Origin of the sequence: Bacillus sp. PPSBB_11 (assembly GCF_038023285.1) — a bacterium.
GTDB classification, from domain to species: Bacteria; Bacillota; Bacilli; order Bacillales; family Bacillaceae; genus Bacillus; species Bacillus altitudinis.
The window spans coordinates 171,706-187,602 of record NZ_CP150633.1 but is presented as its reverse complement, the minus strand read 5'-3'; the positions used below and the strand labels follow the sequence as shown (position 1 = coordinate 187,602).

17 protein-coding genes and 1 tRNA gene are annotated in these 15,897 nt (G+C 42.7%); 16 read left to right on the top strand and 2 right to left on the bottom strand.

The features are described from left to right. The first annotated feature begins 90 nt into the window (after positions 1–90). Positions 91–1,326 (top strand): aspartate kinase, encoded by a 1,236-nt coding sequence (locus tag V7L95_RS00965; protein ID WP_046527234.1) that lies wholly within the window; start codon positions 91–93, stop codon positions 1,324–1,326. Between the two features lie 168 nt (positions 1,327–1,494). Here the strand turns inward: V7L95_RS00965 and V7L95_RS00960 are convergent, their stop codons facing one another. Next, entirely contained in the window at positions 1,495–1,938 is a 444-nt protein-coding gene (locus V7L95_RS00960; protein ID WP_008345974.1) for a YslB family protein, read from the bottom strand. A 283-nt stretch (positions 1,939–2,221) separates the two neighbouring features. Between V7L95_RS00960 and V7L95_RS00955 the strand changes: the two genes are divergently transcribed. The 5 genes from V7L95_RS00955 to V7L95_RS00935 all read left to right on the top strand — a co-directional run bounded on the left by V7L95_RS00955 (position 2,222) and on the right by V7L95_RS00935 (position 6,763). Further along, complete coding sequence (locus V7L95_RS00955; RefSeq protein ID WP_007501622.1) at positions 2,222–2,830, top strand: succinate dehydrogenase cytochrome b558 subunit; 609 nt, start codon at positions 2,222–2,224, stop codon at positions 2,828–2,830. A 37-nt stretch (positions 2,831–2,867) separates the two neighbouring features. Beyond that, positions 2,868–4,628 (top strand): succinate dehydrogenase flavoprotein subunit, encoded by a 1,761-nt coding sequence (sdhA, locus tag V7L95_RS00950; protein WP_008345971.1) that lies wholly within the window; start codon positions 2,868–2,870, stop codon positions 4,626–4,628. A 1-nt stretch (position 4,629) separates the two neighbouring features. Next, entirely contained in the window at positions 4,630–5,394 is a 765-nt protein-coding gene (gene sdhB, locus V7L95_RS00945) for a succinate dehydrogenase iron-sulfur subunit (protein WP_017358239.1), read from the top strand. A 122-nt stretch (positions 5,395–5,516) separates the two neighbouring features. Beyond that, positions 5,517–5,975, top strand: a complete 459-nt coding sequence (locus V7L95_RS00940; RefSeq protein WP_007501614.1) for a thioesterase family protein — start codon at positions 5,517–5,519, stop codon at positions 5,973–5,975. A 71-nt stretch (positions 5,976–6,046) separates the two neighbouring features. Continuing rightward, the gene (locus V7L95_RS00935; RefSeq protein WP_017358238.1) at positions 6,047–6,763 is read left to right on the top strand and encodes a biotin--[acetyl-CoA-carboxylase] ligase; all 717 of its coding nucleotides are present in this window, start codon (positions 6,047–6,049) and stop codon (positions 6,761–6,763) included. A 141-nt stretch (positions 6,764–6,904) separates the two neighbouring features. Here the strand turns inward: V7L95_RS00935 and V7L95_RS00930 are convergent, their stop codons facing one another. Continuing rightward, entirely contained in the window at positions 6,905–8,035 is a 1,131-nt protein-coding gene (locus V7L95_RS00930) for a PrpF domain-containing protein (protein ID WP_017358237.1), read from the bottom strand. Positions 8,036–8,170: 135 nt separating this feature from the next. Between V7L95_RS00930 and V7L95_RS00925 the strand changes: the two genes are divergently transcribed. The 10 genes from V7L95_RS00925 to V7L95_RS00880 all read left to right on the top strand — a co-directional run bounded on the left by V7L95_RS00925 (position 8,171) and on the right by V7L95_RS00880 (position 15,738). After that, complete coding sequence (locus V7L95_RS00925; RefSeq protein ID WP_007501609.1) at positions 8,171–9,031, top strand: LysR family transcriptional regulator; 861 nt, start codon at positions 8,171–8,173, stop codon at positions 9,029–9,031. 155 nt (positions 9,032–9,186) lie between these two features. Beyond that, positions 9,187–10,503 (top strand): citrate:proton symporter, encoded by a 1,317-nt coding sequence (locus V7L95_RS00920; protein WP_017358236.1) that lies wholly within the window; start codon positions 9,187–9,189, stop codon positions 10,501–10,503. A 206-nt stretch (positions 10,504–10,709) separates the two neighbouring features. Continuing rightward, positions 10,710–10,934: a spore germination transcription factor GerE gene (gene gerE / locus V7L95_RS00915; RefSeq protein WP_003184172.1), complete on the top strand. Its 225-nt coding sequence runs from the start codon at positions 10,710–10,712 to the stop codon at positions 10,932–10,934. 149 nt (positions 10,935–11,083) lie between these two features. Then, on the top strand, positions 11,084–11,524 hold the full coding sequence (locus tag V7L95_RS00910; RefSeq protein ID WP_007501606.1) for a MarR family transcriptional regulator: 441 nt from the start codon (positions 11,084–11,086) through the stop codon (positions 11,522–11,524). Between the two features lie 10 nt (positions 11,525–11,534). Next, positions 11,535–12,350 (top strand): glutamate racemase, encoded by an 816-nt coding sequence (racE, locus tag V7L95_RS00905; protein ID WP_057079232.1) that lies wholly within the window; start codon positions 11,535–11,537, stop codon positions 12,348–12,350. A gap of 101 nt (positions 12,351–12,451) precedes the next feature. After that, entirely contained in the window at positions 12,452–13,513 is a 1,062-nt protein-coding gene (locus V7L95_RS00900) for a GerMN domain-containing protein (protein WP_058213894.1), read from the top strand. Between the two features lie 151 nt (positions 13,514–13,664). Continuing rightward, positions 13,665–14,393 carry a ribonuclease PH gene (gene rph, locus V7L95_RS00895; RefSeq protein ID WP_206115573.1) on the top strand — a complete coding sequence of 243 codons (729 nt, stop codon included), beginning with the start codon at positions 13,665–13,667 and terminating at the stop codon, positions 14,391–14,393. A gap of 10 nt (positions 14,394–14,403) precedes the next feature. Further along, positions 14,404–15,006, top strand: a complete 603-nt coding sequence (locus V7L95_RS00890) for an XTP/dITP diphosphatase (protein ID WP_144716601.1) — start codon at positions 14,404–14,406, stop codon at positions 15,004–15,006. A gap of 14 nt (positions 15,007–15,020) precedes the next feature. Continuing rightward, positions 15,021–15,545 carry a metallophosphoesterase gene (locus tag V7L95_RS00885; RefSeq protein WP_024427164.1) on the top strand — a complete coding sequence of 175 codons (525 nt, stop codon included), beginning with the start codon at positions 15,021–15,023 and terminating at the stop codon, positions 15,543–15,545. A 119-nt stretch (positions 15,546–15,664) separates the two neighbouring features. Further along, positions 15,665–15,738: transfer RNA gene (locus V7L95_RS00880), tRNA-Arg, on the top strand. Positions 15,739–15,897 lie beyond the last annotated feature (159 nt).

The window sequence follows — 15,897 nt, the reverse complement described above, 5'->3', positions numbered from 1 at the left end:
GTTCTCTCATTGCTTTTTTATTTGCAGTGAACAGAGCAGTCTCCGCAGCCTCTTCTCTCACACGTGATCTTTTGAAAAAGGGTGGTAGACATGGGACTAATTGTACAAAAATTTGGTGGAACATCTGTTGGATCGACAGAAAAAATTCGCAATGCCGCAGAGAGAGTCATCGCTGAACGCGAGGCAGGAAATGATGTGGTCGTGGTTGTGTCTGCGATGGGCAAATCAACGGATGTTTTAGTAGATTTAGCGAAAGAACTCACAGACGAACCAAGCAAAAGAGAAATGGATATGCTGCTCACGACTGGAGAACAAGTGACCATTTCGTTACTGGCCATGGCACTGCAAGCAAAAGGTTATGATGCCATTTCCTTTACAGGCTGGCAAGCTGGGATGAAAACAGAGAAGGTGCACGGAAATGCAAGAATCGTGGACATCGATGAAGCAAGAATCAAAGAAGAACTGAGTGCGGGAAAAGTCGTCGTTGTAGCAGGTTTCCAAGGAATTGCGGATGATCTACATATTACAACACTTGGGCGTGGTGGATCAGATACGACAGCAGTGGCACTAGCTGCGGCACTCAAAGCGGACAAATGTGATATTTATACGGACGTACCAGGTGTGTTTACAACAGATCCTCGTTATGTGCCGTCTGCGCGAAAACTTGCAGGAATTTCATACGATGAAATGCTTGAGTTAGCCAATTTAGGAGCAGGTGTGCTGCATCCGAGAGCGGTCGAATTTGCGAAAAATTATCAAATCCCACTAGAAGTCCGTTCTAGTATTGAAAATGAATCGGGTACGTTAATTGAGGAGGAATCATCCATGGAACAAAATTTAGTTGTAAGAGGCATTGCATTTGAAGATCAGATGACACGCGTGACGGTATGTGGCCTTTCAAGCGGTTTAACAACGCTATCGACGATTTTTACGACACTTGCAAAGCAAAATATCAATGTCGATATCATCATTCAGTCTGTCACAAGCACCAATCAGACCTCCATCTCTTTCTCTGTGAAAACGGATGATTTGTCTAAAACAGTTGAAGTATTAGAAGAATACAAAGGTGCGCTTGGTTATGAGCAGATTGAGACAGAAAGCAAATTAGCCAAAGTATCTATCGTTGGCTCTGGTATGGTTTCAAACCCAGGCGTTGCGGCTGAAATGTTCGCTGTGTTAGCTCAAAAAGACATTCAAGTGAAAATGGTCAGTACGTCTGAGATCAAAGTCTCAACAGTCGTTGATCGTGAAGATATGGTGAAAGCGGTAGAAGCCCTTCATGATGCGTTTGAATTATCAAAGGTGAGCGCCGCTGCTCATTCTTAAATCTTCAAAAGAGGTGTATCCCATAAAAAGATACACCTCTTTTTTATATTGGAAATCATCAGCATATGAAGAAAGAAAAACATGCGTAAACCGGTACGCCAACTGTGCTATGATAGAAGGGTATATAAAAAAGGCGTGACACGAAGTCATCGCCTTTCATAAACAGTGTTAGCTAGGGTCTCTTAAATCCCATTTAACGGTTAAAATGACTTTATCAGCACGCTTTTTTACTTGTTCATAGGATTCAGCCACGTGCTCATTTAGAAGCTGAATCTGTTCAGCGATAAAACCTGCTTCCATTTGAAAGCATGGCTCCTTTTGATAGCTGAGTCGATTCGATACAAGTGGACCTTCGAGCTCAAACTCAATTTCCTGTTTTTTAGAATGGACCATCGTGAGAGTTCCCCATCCGGCATCATGGAAAAATTCGGGGATCTTTTCCCATGACTCTTGAGGAAATTTACGAGCAAGCAGTTTACCCGCAAAATACATCATAGATGAATGATCCTGACCAAGAATGTCAGGCAGCAGAACTTCGCGTATCAGCTCGTAGGCAAATCCATTGACTTCAATTTCTTTTAGCTGTTCTAAGTTAGATTCGAATTTATTCATTGTATGGCTCCCCTCTTTCAACAATTTATTATAGCTTATGTGGGCATATGATGACAGAGTTTTCCCTGAAGTCTAAGAAATTCTTATTGTAGTAAAACGAATTTTGATTTAAAACTTTTAAATTTCGGAAAATTTTAATTTATGTACGCGGTTTCTTGACGCTTTTTTGACATAGGAGTAAAATGAAATTGTCAATAAATTTGAATAAAGTGCTTACAATTGAAAGAAGCGGGGGTAAGACAATTTTCAAGCAATTGCACTTTTTTTACTAGGGGGTAAAGTAATGTCGGGGAACAAAGAATTTTTTTATCGGAGATTGCATTCTTTGCTTGGCGTCATTCCGGTCGGTCTATTTTTAGTACAGCACTTAGTGATTAACCACTTTGCGACGAATGGACCAGAGGCGTTTAACAAAGCTGCACACTTTATGGAACAGCTTCCATTCAGATATGCACTTGAGCTGTTCGTGATTTTCTTACCACTGATCTATCATGCTGTTTATGGGGTGTACATAGCCTTTACGGCACAAAACAACACGTCTCGCTTCAGTTACTTAAGAAACTGGTTGTTCAGACTGCAACGGATTACAGGTATCATCACATTGATTTTTGTCACTTGGCACGTATGGGAAACACGCATTCAAGCGCAGCTTGGAGCTGAAGTAAACTATGACATGATGGCGAATATTTTAAGCTCTCCATTTATGCTAGGTTTCTATATTGTCGGCGTTTTATCTACTATTTTCCACTTTGCTAATGGCTTGTGGTCATTTGCTGTCAGCTGGGGAATTACAGTTTCACCACGCTCACAAAGAATCTCCACATATGTGACATTAGGTATATTTATAGCGCTTTCATATGTAGGGCTAAGAGCAATTTTCGCTTTTGTTTAAGAGGAAATAGATTAGTAGAAGAGGGAGAGGGGCTACAATGAGTAATTCTAGCATCATCGTTGTCGGAGGCGGCTTAGCTGGTCTCATGGCAACTATCAAAGCAGCAGAAGCGGGAACAGCTGTTAAACTATTTTCAATCGTACCTGTGAAACGTTCGCATTCTGTTTGTGCACAGGGCGGAATTAACGGAGCGGTCAATACAAAAGGTGAAGGAGATTCACCTTATGAGCATTTTGATGACACGGTATATGGCGGAGACTTTTTAGCTAACCAGCCGCCAGTAAAGGCAATGTGTGAAGCAGCGCCGTCCATTATCCACTTACTTGATCGTATGGGTGTAATGTTTAACAGAACACCAGAAGGATTACTGGACTTCCGCCGTTTCGGGGGAACACAGCACCACCGTACAGCATTTGCTGGTGCGACAACAGGTCAGCAGTTATTATATGCACTAGATGAGCAGGTTCGCCGCTATGAAGTAGCAGGGCTTGTGACGAAATATGAAGGCTGGGAATTCCTTGGTGCTGTGTTAGATGACGAGGAAGTATGCCGAGGCATTGTCGCACAGAACTTGACGACAATGGAAATCGAATCCTTCCGTTCAGATGCTGTCATCATGGCAACAGGAGGCCCTGGTATCGTATTCGGTAAATCAACGAACTCCATGATTAATACCGGATCAGCTGCATCGATCGTTTATCAGCAAGGTGCTCATTATGCTAATGGAGAATTCATTCAAATTCACCCAACAGCGATCCCAGGAGATGACAAGCTGCGTCTCATGAGTGAATCAGCTCGTGGTGAAGGTGGACGTGTTTGGACATATAAAGACGGAAAACCTTGGTACTTCCTAGAAGAAAAGTACCCAGCATACGGAAACCTTGTACCGCGTGACATTGCAACGCGTGAAATTTTCGACGTATGTGTGGAGCAAAAGCTTGGCATCAACGGAGAGAACATGGTGTATCTAGACCTTTCTCACAAAGATCCAAAAGAGCTTGATATTAAGCTTGGTGGAATCATTGAAATCTATGAAAAATTCATGGGTGATGACCCGCGTAAGCTTCCGATGAAAATTTTCCCGGCTGTTCATTATTCAATGGGCGGATTATGGGTTGATTATGATCAAATGACGAATATCAAAGGCTTGTTTGCTGCAGGAGAATGTGATTACTCTATGCACGGCGGAAACAGACTTGGTGCAAACTCATTGCTTTCTGCGATTTACGGCGGAATGGTTGCAGGACCAAATGCTGTGAAATACATTAGCGGTCTTGAAAAGTCTGCAGAAGATTTATCATCTGCAACATTCGACAGTGCCGTGAAGAAAGAGCAGGAGAAATGGGACAACATCCTTAGCATGGATGGCACAGAAAATGCATATGTGCTTCATAAAGAGCTTGGAGAATGGATGACGGACAACGTGACAGTGGTTCGTTACAACGAGAAGCTCTTAAAAACAGATCAGAAGATTGAAGAACTGATGGAGCGCTATAAGCATATTAACATCAACGATACAGCTTCATGGAGCAACCAAGGCGCTGCCTTCACGCGTCAGCTTGACAACATGCTTCAGCTGGCACGTGTCATTACGATTGGGGCTTACAACCGGAATGAAAGCCGAGGCGCACACTATAAACCGGAATTCCCAGAAAGAAACGATGAAGAATTCCTAAAAACAACGATGGCTACGTTCAAAGGGAAAAACCAAAAACCTGCATTCCACTATGAGGACGTCGATGTATCGTTAATTGCACCTCGTAAACGAGATTACTCGAAGAAAAAGGTGGAGAAATAAGATGAGTGAAAAAAATACGATTCAATTTATTATCACACGTCAAGATACAGCAGATGGCAAGCCTTATGATGAGGAATTCGAAATCCCTTACCGTCCGAATATGAACGTCATTTCCGCACTCATGGAAATCAGACGTAACCCGGTCAATAAAAAAGGTGAAAAAACAACGGCGATCAACTGGGACATGAACTGTCTTGAAGAAGTATGTGGCGCTTGTTCCATGGTCATTAATGGAAAGCCTCGCCAGTCATGTACAGCACTGATTGATCAGTTAGATCAGCCGATCCGTCTTCAGCCGATGAAAACGTTCCCGGTTGTGAGAGACTTGCAGGTTGATCGAAGTCGTATGTTCAATTCATTGAAAAAAGTCAAAGCATGGGTGCCAATCGATGGCACATATGATCTTGGACCTGGACCAAGAATGCCTGAGAAAAAGCGTCAATGGGCGTATGAGCTTTCAAAGTGTATGACATGTGGTGTCTGCCTTGAAGCTTGTCCAAACGTGAATGATAAGTCTTCCTTTATGGGCCCTGCACCGCTTTCACAAGTTCGTCTATTTAACGCACATCCGACAGGTGCAATGAATAAGTCTGACCGTTTAGAAGAAATTATGGGTGATGGCGGTCTTGCAAACTGCGGGAACTCTCAAAACTGTGTGCAGGCTTGTCCGAAAGGAATCCCGCTCACAACATCAATTGCAGCACTTAACCGAGATACAACATTACAAGCTTTCCGTAACTTCTTCGGAAGCGATCACGCAGAATAACATCACATTCAGTCCTCCTTGCCAATCATGATGAGTGTTTACAAGAGGCTGGATGCAAAAACATAACAAACGCCTCTTCCAATACGGGAGAGGCGTTTGTTTGCGAATAAGGAGTGGATCAAATGAGGCTGCCGTCATATATTGAAGAACCGTTTGAAGAGTGGAGGGCATCGTTTCGATTTTATGTGGAAACAACCGTCCGTTTTTCAGAAACGGATATGTTTGGTCACATGAACAATGTCACCCCATTTGTGTATTTTGAAGAGGCGCGGATTGCCTTCTTTCAAAAAACGGGAATTGTAGATAAGCGAATGAAGCGCGCGAGAGAGACGATTACGGTCGTGGCAAACCTTCAATGTGATTACATCAAGCAAGTGGAAATCGGTGAGAGGCTGCGTGTGTATGTAAAGCCAGAAAAGGTTGGATCAAGCTCTCTCATCCTTCATTATTTAGGAGAAAATGAACAGCAAGAACCGTGTTTTACAGGCTCAGTCACGATGGTGCAAATAAGTAAAGACACCGGTGCCCCTGTACCGTTTACAGAAGAGGAAAAAGAGACTTTTCAGGCCCAGCGACATTAAAGAATCACGGTCACATGTTTCATTTTGTTATAATAAAAGAATCATAATGAAGAAGAAACAAAGGAGAGCACATGAAGATCTTTCAATACGACACCATTGATAGTACAAATAATGAAGCGAAAAGGCTTATTCAGCAAGGAGAAACCCCTTCATTTGCTGTATATGCCCGGCAGCAGACAGAAGGGAGAGGCAGGCTTGGCAGACCGTGGGAAACGCCTACAGGGAATGTGGCTGTCACGATGACAGTAAAACCGCCAGTAGATATCTCCACCCAATCAACGATTGCCCCGCTGACGGCACTCGCCATTTATGATGTACTCAAACCACTCATGAGAGCAGAGGATCAGCTGGCAATCAAATGGCCAAATGATCTATTGATTAATGAAGCGAAAGTATCTGGTACATTAATTGAAGCAGACCGCAGCGCCATTTACATCGGTGTAGGCATCAATGTAGAGACAAAGCCGGAGCACGTTCCGTATAAAACCGTTTGCCTATCAGAACTGACTGAGGTGAAAGCGGACCAGCTAGTGAAAGATTTGGCAGCGGCCTTTGAAAAATACCATGCACGCTGGCAAATGGAAGGATTTGAAGCCCTCACTGCCCTTTATAACAAACGATTATATCGGCTGAATCAACCGCTTCGTATTTCATTAGATCGTGAAAAGCAAACATGGCAGGAAGGAACTTGCTGTGGTGTGAACCGTTATGGTCATATTCAGTTAAAAGATGATCAAGGACATATAAAAGCCCATTCAGCAGGAGATATTGATGCACCGCCCAAGTAGACAATTTCTCGTTCGATGAGTGTGTATAAAACCGTTGCATTCGGTGTTAAAACGGATTTGCTTTAAGATCTTCACACTGAAAAAAGACAAAGAGCTAAAATCAGTTCATTTTAGCTCTTTGTCGACAAGATGACGTCTCATTTATGCTTCTCTTTTTATTTGAGGTTGAACCATATAGTCTTTTTTTGTAAAGACCACTCCATCTAGGATTTCTCTTGCGGTTCGAATGACTTTCACTCTGCTTTGTGAGATATCAATTTCAGTTTGCATAATACCAGCAGGATGACCAATACGGAGGGAATCATCTTTTCCTTGAAACAGCTGAGCTGGAAGCGTTTGATCCATGAAACAGCTGGCTGACACACAGACAGATCCGGTAATGGCAAGTGCTTGGTGCGGTCTTTGCATCGATAGCATCCGAACGATGATGTCCATATCTGCTGCTCTTCTCAATATTCCATTTGTATCTACATAATCAGCAGGCTCGCTGATGATCGCAAGCTTTGGAACAGCTGGAGACTGTAATGTGGCTAGTTCTTTTGGTGCAAAATGGCACATTTCAGCAGCGATGGAACGAATCTCTTCTAAATCATCCAGCAATTCGTCTGTAAACTCCTCAGGCAATTCAGTTCCTTTTAATTGAATATCTTTGGCACGGACAAAGGCGATTGGATTTGCAATGTCTACGATTGAGATCGGAATCTCTCCAAACTTTGTCTGGATCGTATCCATTTTGTTTCCAGTCGGAAAGGTTTTACCTGTGACAGCGCCTTCAGGTTTCTCAAAGGATAAATAAATGGGAGAACCTGTTCCTTTCACTCCTGGAATTTCTGCCTGTCCTTCAAATTTTACTTCTCCGTTCTCGACTTCTACCTCTGCCACAATGATTTTATTCGTGTTGGTATTCAGAATACGTACTGTTGTGACAGGCTCAACTGCTTGGACAAGTCCTTTAATGATGGCATACGGTCCAACTGCTGATGAGATATTCCCACAGTTTCCTTTAAAGTCGACAAATCTTTCATTGATGCTGACTTGTGCAAACGTATAGTTCACATCCACATCTGGACGAGTGGCTTTATCGATAATGGCCACCTTACTTGTTAAAGAATTACCGCCCCCGATTCCATCAACTTGCAGCCGGTCAGGGCTACCCATAATGTCTAATAGAAATGCTTCGAGCTCATCGTGTTCGTAAGGTGCATCATTGGCTTGAATGAAGACCCCTTTGCTTGTACCGCCTCGCATGATTGTGATTGGAACTTTTCTCATTGCTCTCACCCTCAATTGTTTAGTTACTATTTATCTAATCAAAATGGTAAAGTATAATAAGAAATAAGTTAAATACATTATTTTAAGATAAACTGATAAAATATTTTTATAATAAGGTCAAAAGGAGGGCACACAATGGATGAGAAAGATTGGCGGTTTTTAAAGGTGTTATATGAAGAGAAGAACATCACAAAAGCGGCAGAAAAATTATTTGTATCGCAGCCTGCCTTAAGTTATCGATTGAAACAGCTTGAAGAGGAATTTGACATGAAGCTTTTCTTTAAAAGAAAGCGAGGCATTGAATTTACATCAGAGGGCGAATACTTGGCTAAATACGCAAATGACATGCTCAAGCAGCTCCAGCAAACGAAAGATGGCATGCTCAATATGCAAAAAAAGGTCAAAGGAACGATCAGGTTAGGGGTGTCGAGTAACTTTGCTCAATATAAACTGCCGGAAATTTTAAGAGAGTTTTCTAAGCAGTATCCACATGTTCAATTTATGGTGAACACAGGATGGAGCACAAAAGTCATGGATTTATTAGGGACATCAAGTGTACATTTAGGGATTTTAAGAGGAGATTACGACTGGAATGGAGAGCGATTTTTGCTTGATAAAGAACGCCTTTGTATCATTTCAAAATCAGAAATACAGCTAAAGGACCTTCCGAAACTGCCGCTCATTGACTATCACACGGATAGTTCATTAAAACGATTGATTAACAGATGGTGGCAGGAGACGTTCACGATGCCTCCGCTTGTGACAATGGAGACAGACAGGCAAGATACATCAAAAGAGATGGTGAAGCATGGTTTAGGTTATGCCATTGTCCCGGAAATTTGCCTCAGACCAAGTGATGAGCTATTTGTAAAAGGTCTTTCGTATAAAGATGGACAGCCTGTTTTAAGAGATACATGGCTCATGTACCAGCCGGATTCCCTTCATTTGTCTGTTGTGAAAGCATTCATTGAGTTTTTAAGAAGTCAGCAAGGCTAATTATAAAAAAAATTTATTGAATAGACGAAAAAATCGATATTTTCATTATAAAAAAAGCTATTATATCCTTGAAATAGAAAGCGCTAACATTTCGGGCCGCAAGTGCAAAAGGGGCGCTTGTGGATCGTGTAAAGAAGAGGATGGAGGGATATGAAGTGCTAGCTATTTTAGGGATCTTGATGGTCGTGACTTTTACATTTCTTATTATGACAAAACGTATGCATCCGGTGGTGGCTCTAACCGTTGTGCCAATCATCTTTGCATTAATCGGTGGATTTTACAGCGGATTAGGGGACATGATGCTTGATGGACTCAAGACCGTTGCACCATCTGCTGCTTTATTGTTATTTGCCATCTTATTCTTCGGTGTCATGCTGGATGCTGGATTGTTTGACCCATTGATCAAACTGATTTTACGTCTTGTGAAAGGCGATCCGGTGAAAATTGCTTTTGGGGTAGCGATTTTGTCTATGCTTGTTGCATTAGATGGTGATGGAACGACAACGTACATGATTACCGTATCAGCTATGCTGCCACTTTTCTTAAGAATTGGGATGAACCCACTGATTTTAGGGACGATTTCATTATTATCATTAGGCATTATGAGTGGAATGACGCCTTGGGGCGGTCCAGCCACTCGTGCGATTGCTGCACTTGGTTTAGATGCAGCGGAATTCTTCATTCCATTACTCCCGACGATGATAGGGGGCGGTCTTTTTATCCTTTTTACAGCGTATGTTCTTGGAAAAAAAGAACGGAAGCGCATTGGGGTTGCCGAGATTCAGTATAAAGAAGAGGTCTCGATCTCTCCTGAATTGGCGGCATCAATTGAAGATGGCGTTGCAGATATGAAGAGACCAAACCTGATTTGGGTCAACTTCTTCCTGACGATTGCTGTCATGGTGACACTTGTATTGGATATCGTACCGATTCCTGTACTCTTTCTCATTGGCTTTGTCATTGCGCTTATGATCAACTATCCAAAAGTTGAAGATCAGCGTGAGCGGATTTTATCGCATGCAGGAAATGCCTTAACGGTCATTACCCTTGTGTTTGCAGCAGGAATTTTCACAGGCATTTTTTCTGGAACAAAAATGGTGGAGTCCATTGCTAACTTGGTCATTTACATGATTCCAGATTCATACAGCTCATTTTTTCCACTCATTGTCGCTTTGACGAGTATGCCATTTACATTTGTTCTTTCAAATGATGCGTATTATTTCGGGGTGCTGCCAATCTTAGCTGAGGCCGGCGCAGCTTACGGAATTGATCCAGTGGAAATTGCGCGCGCCTCTATTATCGGACAGCCTGTCCATTTACTGAGTCCGCTTGTGGCTTCCACATTACTACTTGTGAGTATGCTGAATAAAGATATCGGTGATTTGCAAAAGTACGCACTGCTATGGACCGTACTCACAGCCCTGTTTACAACACTTATTGCTCTTTTAACAGGAGCCATTTCGATATTTTAAAAGCTTGTTTGATCAAGGACGATGTCTCTATAGGGGACTCGTCCTTTTTTGTGCGGCTTGAAGGGGAGGAAATTGGACGCTCATCTGCGGGAATTCTCGATTTTAACGTCACCTACCTCAAGTACCCGGCATATGATATCTCGACTATACAGAATCCCATTCTATAGAGACTAGAGCTCTCACCTTAGCAAGGAGGGTTACAATACTTGAAGGAGAAAGAGTTTCAATCCAAGCCGCTATTAACCAAAAGAGAAAGAGAAGTATTCGAATTGCTCGTCCAAGATAAAACAACAAAAGAAATTGCAAGCGAGCTTTTTATTAGCGAAAAGACTGTTCGAAATCATATTTCGAATGCCATGCAAAAGCTAGGAGTCAAAGGTCGTTCACAGGCCGTAGTCGAGCTTCTGCGTATGGGTGAGCTAGAGCTCTAACGTCAGCCGGTTTTCCTTCCGCACCAGGGAGGAGCCGGTTATTTCTATATCGTTTCCATGAGTCTCTTCTTGCAATTTCATTGAAAAACGAGGAAAATAGGAATGTACGTTTTAATCAAAGTGAGATGCTATAGTGAGGTATCAATGAAATGGAAACGAATGAGTCAGGCCATGTTGCAGAAATTGAAAAATCATTGCGCCATATTGCTGCAATCATTAAGCAAAAAGGTAGAGAAATTCTGAATCAATATACGATTACACCTCCTCAATTTGTGGGGCTTCAGTGGCTTTATGAATTCGGAGATATGACAATAGGTGAGCTATCACAAAAGATGTATTTGGCTTGCAGCACGACAACCGATTTAATTGATCGAATGGAAAAAAGTGAACTTGTTGAACGGGTGAAAGATCCGTCTGACCGCCGCGTGGTTCGCATTCATTTATTGCCTGAAGGTGAGCGGATCATTCAAGAAGTGATTGTCAAACGCCAAGAATACGTCAGTGAACTTCTAGGGGCTTTCTCAGAAGAAGAAGCCATCGTTTTCAACCAATCTTTAACGAAACTACAGCAGCAAATGAAAAGAAAATGAGGCGATTTTGTTGGATCAACCAATCGGCGTGATTGATTCCGGCGTAGGCGGTTTAACCGTTGCGAAGGAAATCATGAGACAACTGCCAAAAGAAAAGATTATTTATGTAGGCGACACAAAACGATGTCCATACGGCCCTCGAGCAGAAGAAGAGGTTCTTCAATATACATGGGAAATGGCACACTACCTATTAAGACATCACCATATTAAAATGCTTGTCATTGCGTGTAACACTGCGACGGCGATAGCACTTGATGAAATTAAAGCAACACTTGATATCCCGGTCATTGGCGTGATCCAGCCCGGAGCCCGCACAGCGATCAAGGTCACAAACAATCAGCATATTGGCGTCATCGGCACAGCCAATACGATCAAAAGTGAAGCCTATAAAGAAGCACTGCTTTCTTTAAAAGCAGGACTAACTGTTCAAAGTCTGGCATGTCCAATGCTTGTGCCGTTTGTGGAAAGTGGTACGTTTTTAGATCATACAGCAGATGAAGTCGTAAAAGCTTCTCTTGAACCGATGAAAGAAACAGGCATTGATACGCTTATTCTTGGCTGCACGCACTACCCGATTTTAAAAGAACCGATTCAGCGCTTTATGGGCAGTGGCGTCAACATCATTTCTTCAGGAGACGAGACAGCGAGAGAAGCGAGCACCATTCTTTCATATAAAGGGCTGTTAAATGACTCGAAGGAAGAGCCTGTTCATACGATTTACACAACAGGGCAGCAACAAAACTTTCAAAACATCGCTCAAGACTGGTTCGGCTACCTGCCAGGAAAGGTCGAAACGGTTTCGCTTGAACACGTATATCAGCAATAACCTACTTCTCATGGAAGTGGGTTATTTTTTTATGAAAAGGGTCTAATCCTCTGAGGGAGCTCGTATACATACTAGTACAAACCACTAGAGGAGGGTGAAGTATGCTGAAAAAAGGAACTACAGCAGCTGTTACGTGTATTGCGTCAGCCATGCTTTTATCAGGATGCGGATTGTTTCAAACAGACCAAGCGAAAACAGAGATTGATCCACCACAAAATGTCACGTTTGTGAAAGAAAATAAAGAAGAGAAACAAACAGCGAAAGAAGGAAAAGAAGAGAAGCAAGCAGATACCGTCATGAGAGAATTATATTTAATTGATAAAAATGGATATGTTGTCTCTCAATCCATTCCGCTGCCGAAAAACGAAGGAAGTGCGAAACAAACACTTGAATACCTCGTAGACGGGGGACCGATTTCTAACCTGATGCCAAATGGGTTCAGAGCCGTGCTGCCGGCGGACACGAGCGTATCTGTCGATATTAAAGATGGCACTGCGGTTGTTGATTTCTCAAATGAATTCAAAAACTATAAAAAAGAAGACGAACAGCGCATTTTACAATCAGTCACTTGGACATTAACGCAGTTTGATTCGGTAGCGAAAGTCAAATTAAAGATGAATGGCCATGAATTAAAAGAAATGCCTGTGAATGGGACGCCGATTTCAGATGATTTAAGCAGAGAGGACGGCATTAATATTCAGCACGAGGCTGCGGCTGATATGACATCGACAAAGCCTGTGACCGTCTACTATTTAGCAGAATCTGACAAACAGACGTACTATGTCCCGGTGACCAAAAGAGCACCACAAGACGATGATGATCCAATTACAGCAGCCATTGATGAGCTCGTCTCTGGGCCAAGCAAAACAAGCCAATTGCTGACAGACTTTGATCAAGATGTGAAGCTCAATGATGTTCCGAAAGTAAAAGACGGTCATGTGACACTTGATTTCAATGAATCCATTTTTGGCAGTGCAGATGAAAAGAAAAAAGTCATTTCACAAAAAGTTCTTGATAGCATTGTGCTCACATTAACCGAGCTGCCAGATGTGAAAAGCGTGTCTGTGAAGGTAAACGGAAAGGCAGAGCTTGTGAACGAAAAAGGAACAGAACTCACAAAGCCAGTTTCAAGACCAGAACAAGTGAATACAGGTAGTTTTTAACGTCACACATTGATATAATGGAGAAAAAGAGGCATGCACATTCGCTGCCTCTTTTTTATTCCAAGCGATTAGAACGGATCGAGGTTGTCAAAGTTAATAGGAGAACCCCGCTGACACCCGCGCGGAATGTATATTGTAACGGAGGTAAAACATGAGATTAGATGAAAGACAATACGACGAATTAAGAAAAATTGAAATACAGGCAGGCTATATTACGCACCCAGAAGGCTCTGTCTTAATCTCAGCGGGAAATACGAAGGTGATTTGTAACGCATCTATCGAGGACCGCGTACCTCCTTTTTTAAGAGGAGAAGGAAAAGGCTGGATTACAGCAGAATATAGCATGCTTCCAAGAGCAACGGCACAAAGAACGATAAGAGAATCATCTAAAGGAAAAGTCACAGGACGTACTATGGAGATTCAGCGTTTAATTGGACGAGCACTCCGCGCAGTCGTTGACTTAGAAAAGCTTGGCGAACGCACCATTTGGATTGATTGTGACGTCATTCAAGCAGACGGCGGCACACGCACAGCGTCCATCACAGGTGCTTTTGTTGCTATGACACTTGCGATTCAAAAGCTACGAGCTGAAAGAGTTATCAAAGAAAACCCGATTACTGATTATTTAGCGGCGATATCCGTCGGAATTGATTCTCAGCAAGGACTTCTGTTAGATTTAAACTATGAAGAAGATTCTTCTGCTGAAGTAGATATGAATGTCATCATGACAGGCGCTGGACGCTTTGTTGAACTTCAAGGCACTGGCGAAGAAGCGACATTCTCAAGAGAACAACTAAACGGACTGCTTGATTTAGCCGAAAAAGGCATCAAAGAATTAATTGAAAAGCAAAAAGCAGTGACAGGAGAAGTTATCGAATAAAGAGAAGGGTTTGATCAGGATGAAAACTGCCATCATCGCAACGCACAATGCGGGCAAAGCGAAAGAATTCAAAGCCATTCTTGAGCCAAAAGGATTCACGGTCAAAACACTAGCGGACATCGGATTTACGGAAGAGATCGAAGAAACAGGACATACCTTTGAAGAAAATGCGATCATCAAAGCCGAGGCCATTCAAGCCAAAGCAGGTGAAATGGTGATTGCAGACGACTCGGGTCTGTCGATTGATTACCTTGGCGGAAAACCTGGCGTGTATTCAGCGAGATACGCTGGTGAGCATAAAGACGATGCGGAGAATGTGGAAAAAGTGCTGAGCGAACTTCAAGGCATTGAAAAAGAAGACCGTACAGCCAGATTCAGATGTGCCCTTGCTGTCAGCATACCGGGAAAAGAAACAAAGACGGTAGAAGGATCAGTAGAAGGCTTCATCGCAGAAGAGCCGATCGGCGAAAATGGCTTCGGATACGACCCAATTTTCATCGTCAAAGACAAAGACCAGACGATGGCCGAGTTATCACCAGAGGAGAAAAACAAGATCAGCCATCGAGCGGTCGCGCTTCAAAAGCTTTCATCACTGCTAGACGCAAATGAATAAGGGGGAATGAAGCCATGAAGATACTCATCATTAGTGACAGTCATGGACTCACAGACGAACTTCAAACCATTGCCAAACGGCATGCAGCTGAAGTTGACATGATGATTCACTGCGGAGATTCAGAACTCGAAACGAACCACCCAGCACTCGAAGGATACAAAGTCGTCAAAGGAAATTGTGACTTTATGGGCGATTTTGAAGAAGAGCTCCTGCTCCCACTTGATGGAGGCGGAAAACTATTTCTCACTCACGGACATCTGCATGGCATCAAACAATCCTTACTTCAAGTCTACTACCGTGCAGAAGAGCTGGGCGCAGACATTATCTGCTTTGGCCACTCGCACATCCCAGGCAGTGAACTGCTAAGAGGAAAACTCCTCATTAACCCAGGCAGCGTGCACCTGCCAAGAGTGCGAAAAGAGCGCAGCTATGCTATACTGACACTAGATGGAAGCGAAGCAAACGTACAGTTTTTTACGGACGAAGGTCAAGTCATTCAAGACCTCGAAAACACTGTCACATTGGAAGGTATTTCATAAGGGTGCAGCATTTGCCCCTTATGAAAAAACTTTCGAAAAACCGTTGACTTTAAAGAACAATAGTAATATAATAAATCTTGTCGCTGAGGTAATACACCTTGCACACTACATAACAACATGTCCCAGTAGCTCAGCAGGATAGAGCAACGGCCTTCTAAGCCGTCGGTCGGGAGTTCGAATCTCTCCTGGGACGTATAATGATTTAAAACTGTTAAAAAGCCCGAAACGTTGATAAAACAACGTTTCGGGCTTTTTTTTGCTAGTATGTATTAAATGCTCTGATCAATCCTATAAATGTAATTAAAATATGGATTTAGAGAGTTGGAATGGTATTCTTCTAGCATGAAACATT

What these genes read in the sequence shown, in the direction of transcription:
- V7L95_RS00960 (WP_008345974.1), bottom strand. Translation starts at nt 1,938, where the DNA reads ATGAATAAATTCGAATCTAACTTAGAACAGCTAAAAGAAATTGAAGTC.
- V7L95_RS00940 (WP_007501614.1), top strand. Translation starts at nt 5,517, where the DNA reads ATGAGGCTGCCGTCATATATTGAAGAACCGTTTGAAGAGTGGAGGGCA.
- V7L95_RS00910 (WP_007501606.1), top strand. Translation starts at nt 11,084, where the DNA reads ATGGAAACGAATGAGTCAGGCCATGTTGCAGAAATTGAAAAATCATTG.
- rph (WP_206115573.1), top strand. Translation starts at nt 13,665, where the DNA reads ATGAGATTAGATGAAAGACAATACGACGAATTAAGAAAAATTGAAATA.
- V7L95_RS00900 (WP_058213894.1), top strand. Translation starts at nt 12,452, where the DNA reads ATGCTGAAAAAAGGAACTACAGCAGCTGTTACGTGTATTGCGTCAGCC.
- V7L95_RS00935 (WP_017358238.1), top strand. Translation starts at nt 6,047, where the DNA reads ATGAAGATCTTTCAATACGACACCATTGATAGTACAAATAATGAAGCG.
- V7L95_RS00930 (WP_017358237.1), bottom strand. Translation starts at nt 8,035, where the DNA reads ATGAGAAAAGTTCCAATCACAATCATGCGAGGCGGTACAAGCAAAGGG.
- V7L95_RS00925 (WP_007501609.1), top strand. Translation starts at nt 8,171, where the DNA reads ATGGATGAGAAAGATTGGCGGTTTTTAAAGGTGTTATATGAAGAGAAG.
- V7L95_RS00955 (WP_007501622.1), top strand. Translation starts at nt 2,222, where the DNA reads ATGTCGGGGAACAAAGAATTTTTTTATCGGAGATTGCATTCTTTGCTT.
- V7L95_RS00965 (WP_046527234.1), top strand. Translation starts at nt 91, where the DNA reads ATGGGACTAATTGTACAAAAATTTGGTGGAACATCTGTTGGATCGACA.
- sdhB (WP_017358239.1), top strand. Translation starts at nt 4,630, where the DNA reads ATGAGTGAAAAAAATACGATTCAATTTATTATCACACGTCAAGATACA.
- V7L95_RS00885 (WP_024427164.1), top strand. Translation starts at nt 15,021, where the DNA reads ATGAAGATACTCATCATTAGTGACAGTCATGGACTCACAGACGAACTT.
- sdhA (WP_008345971.1), top strand. Translation starts at nt 2,868, where the DNA reads ATGAGTAATTCTAGCATCATCGTTGTCGGAGGCGGCTTAGCTGGTCTC.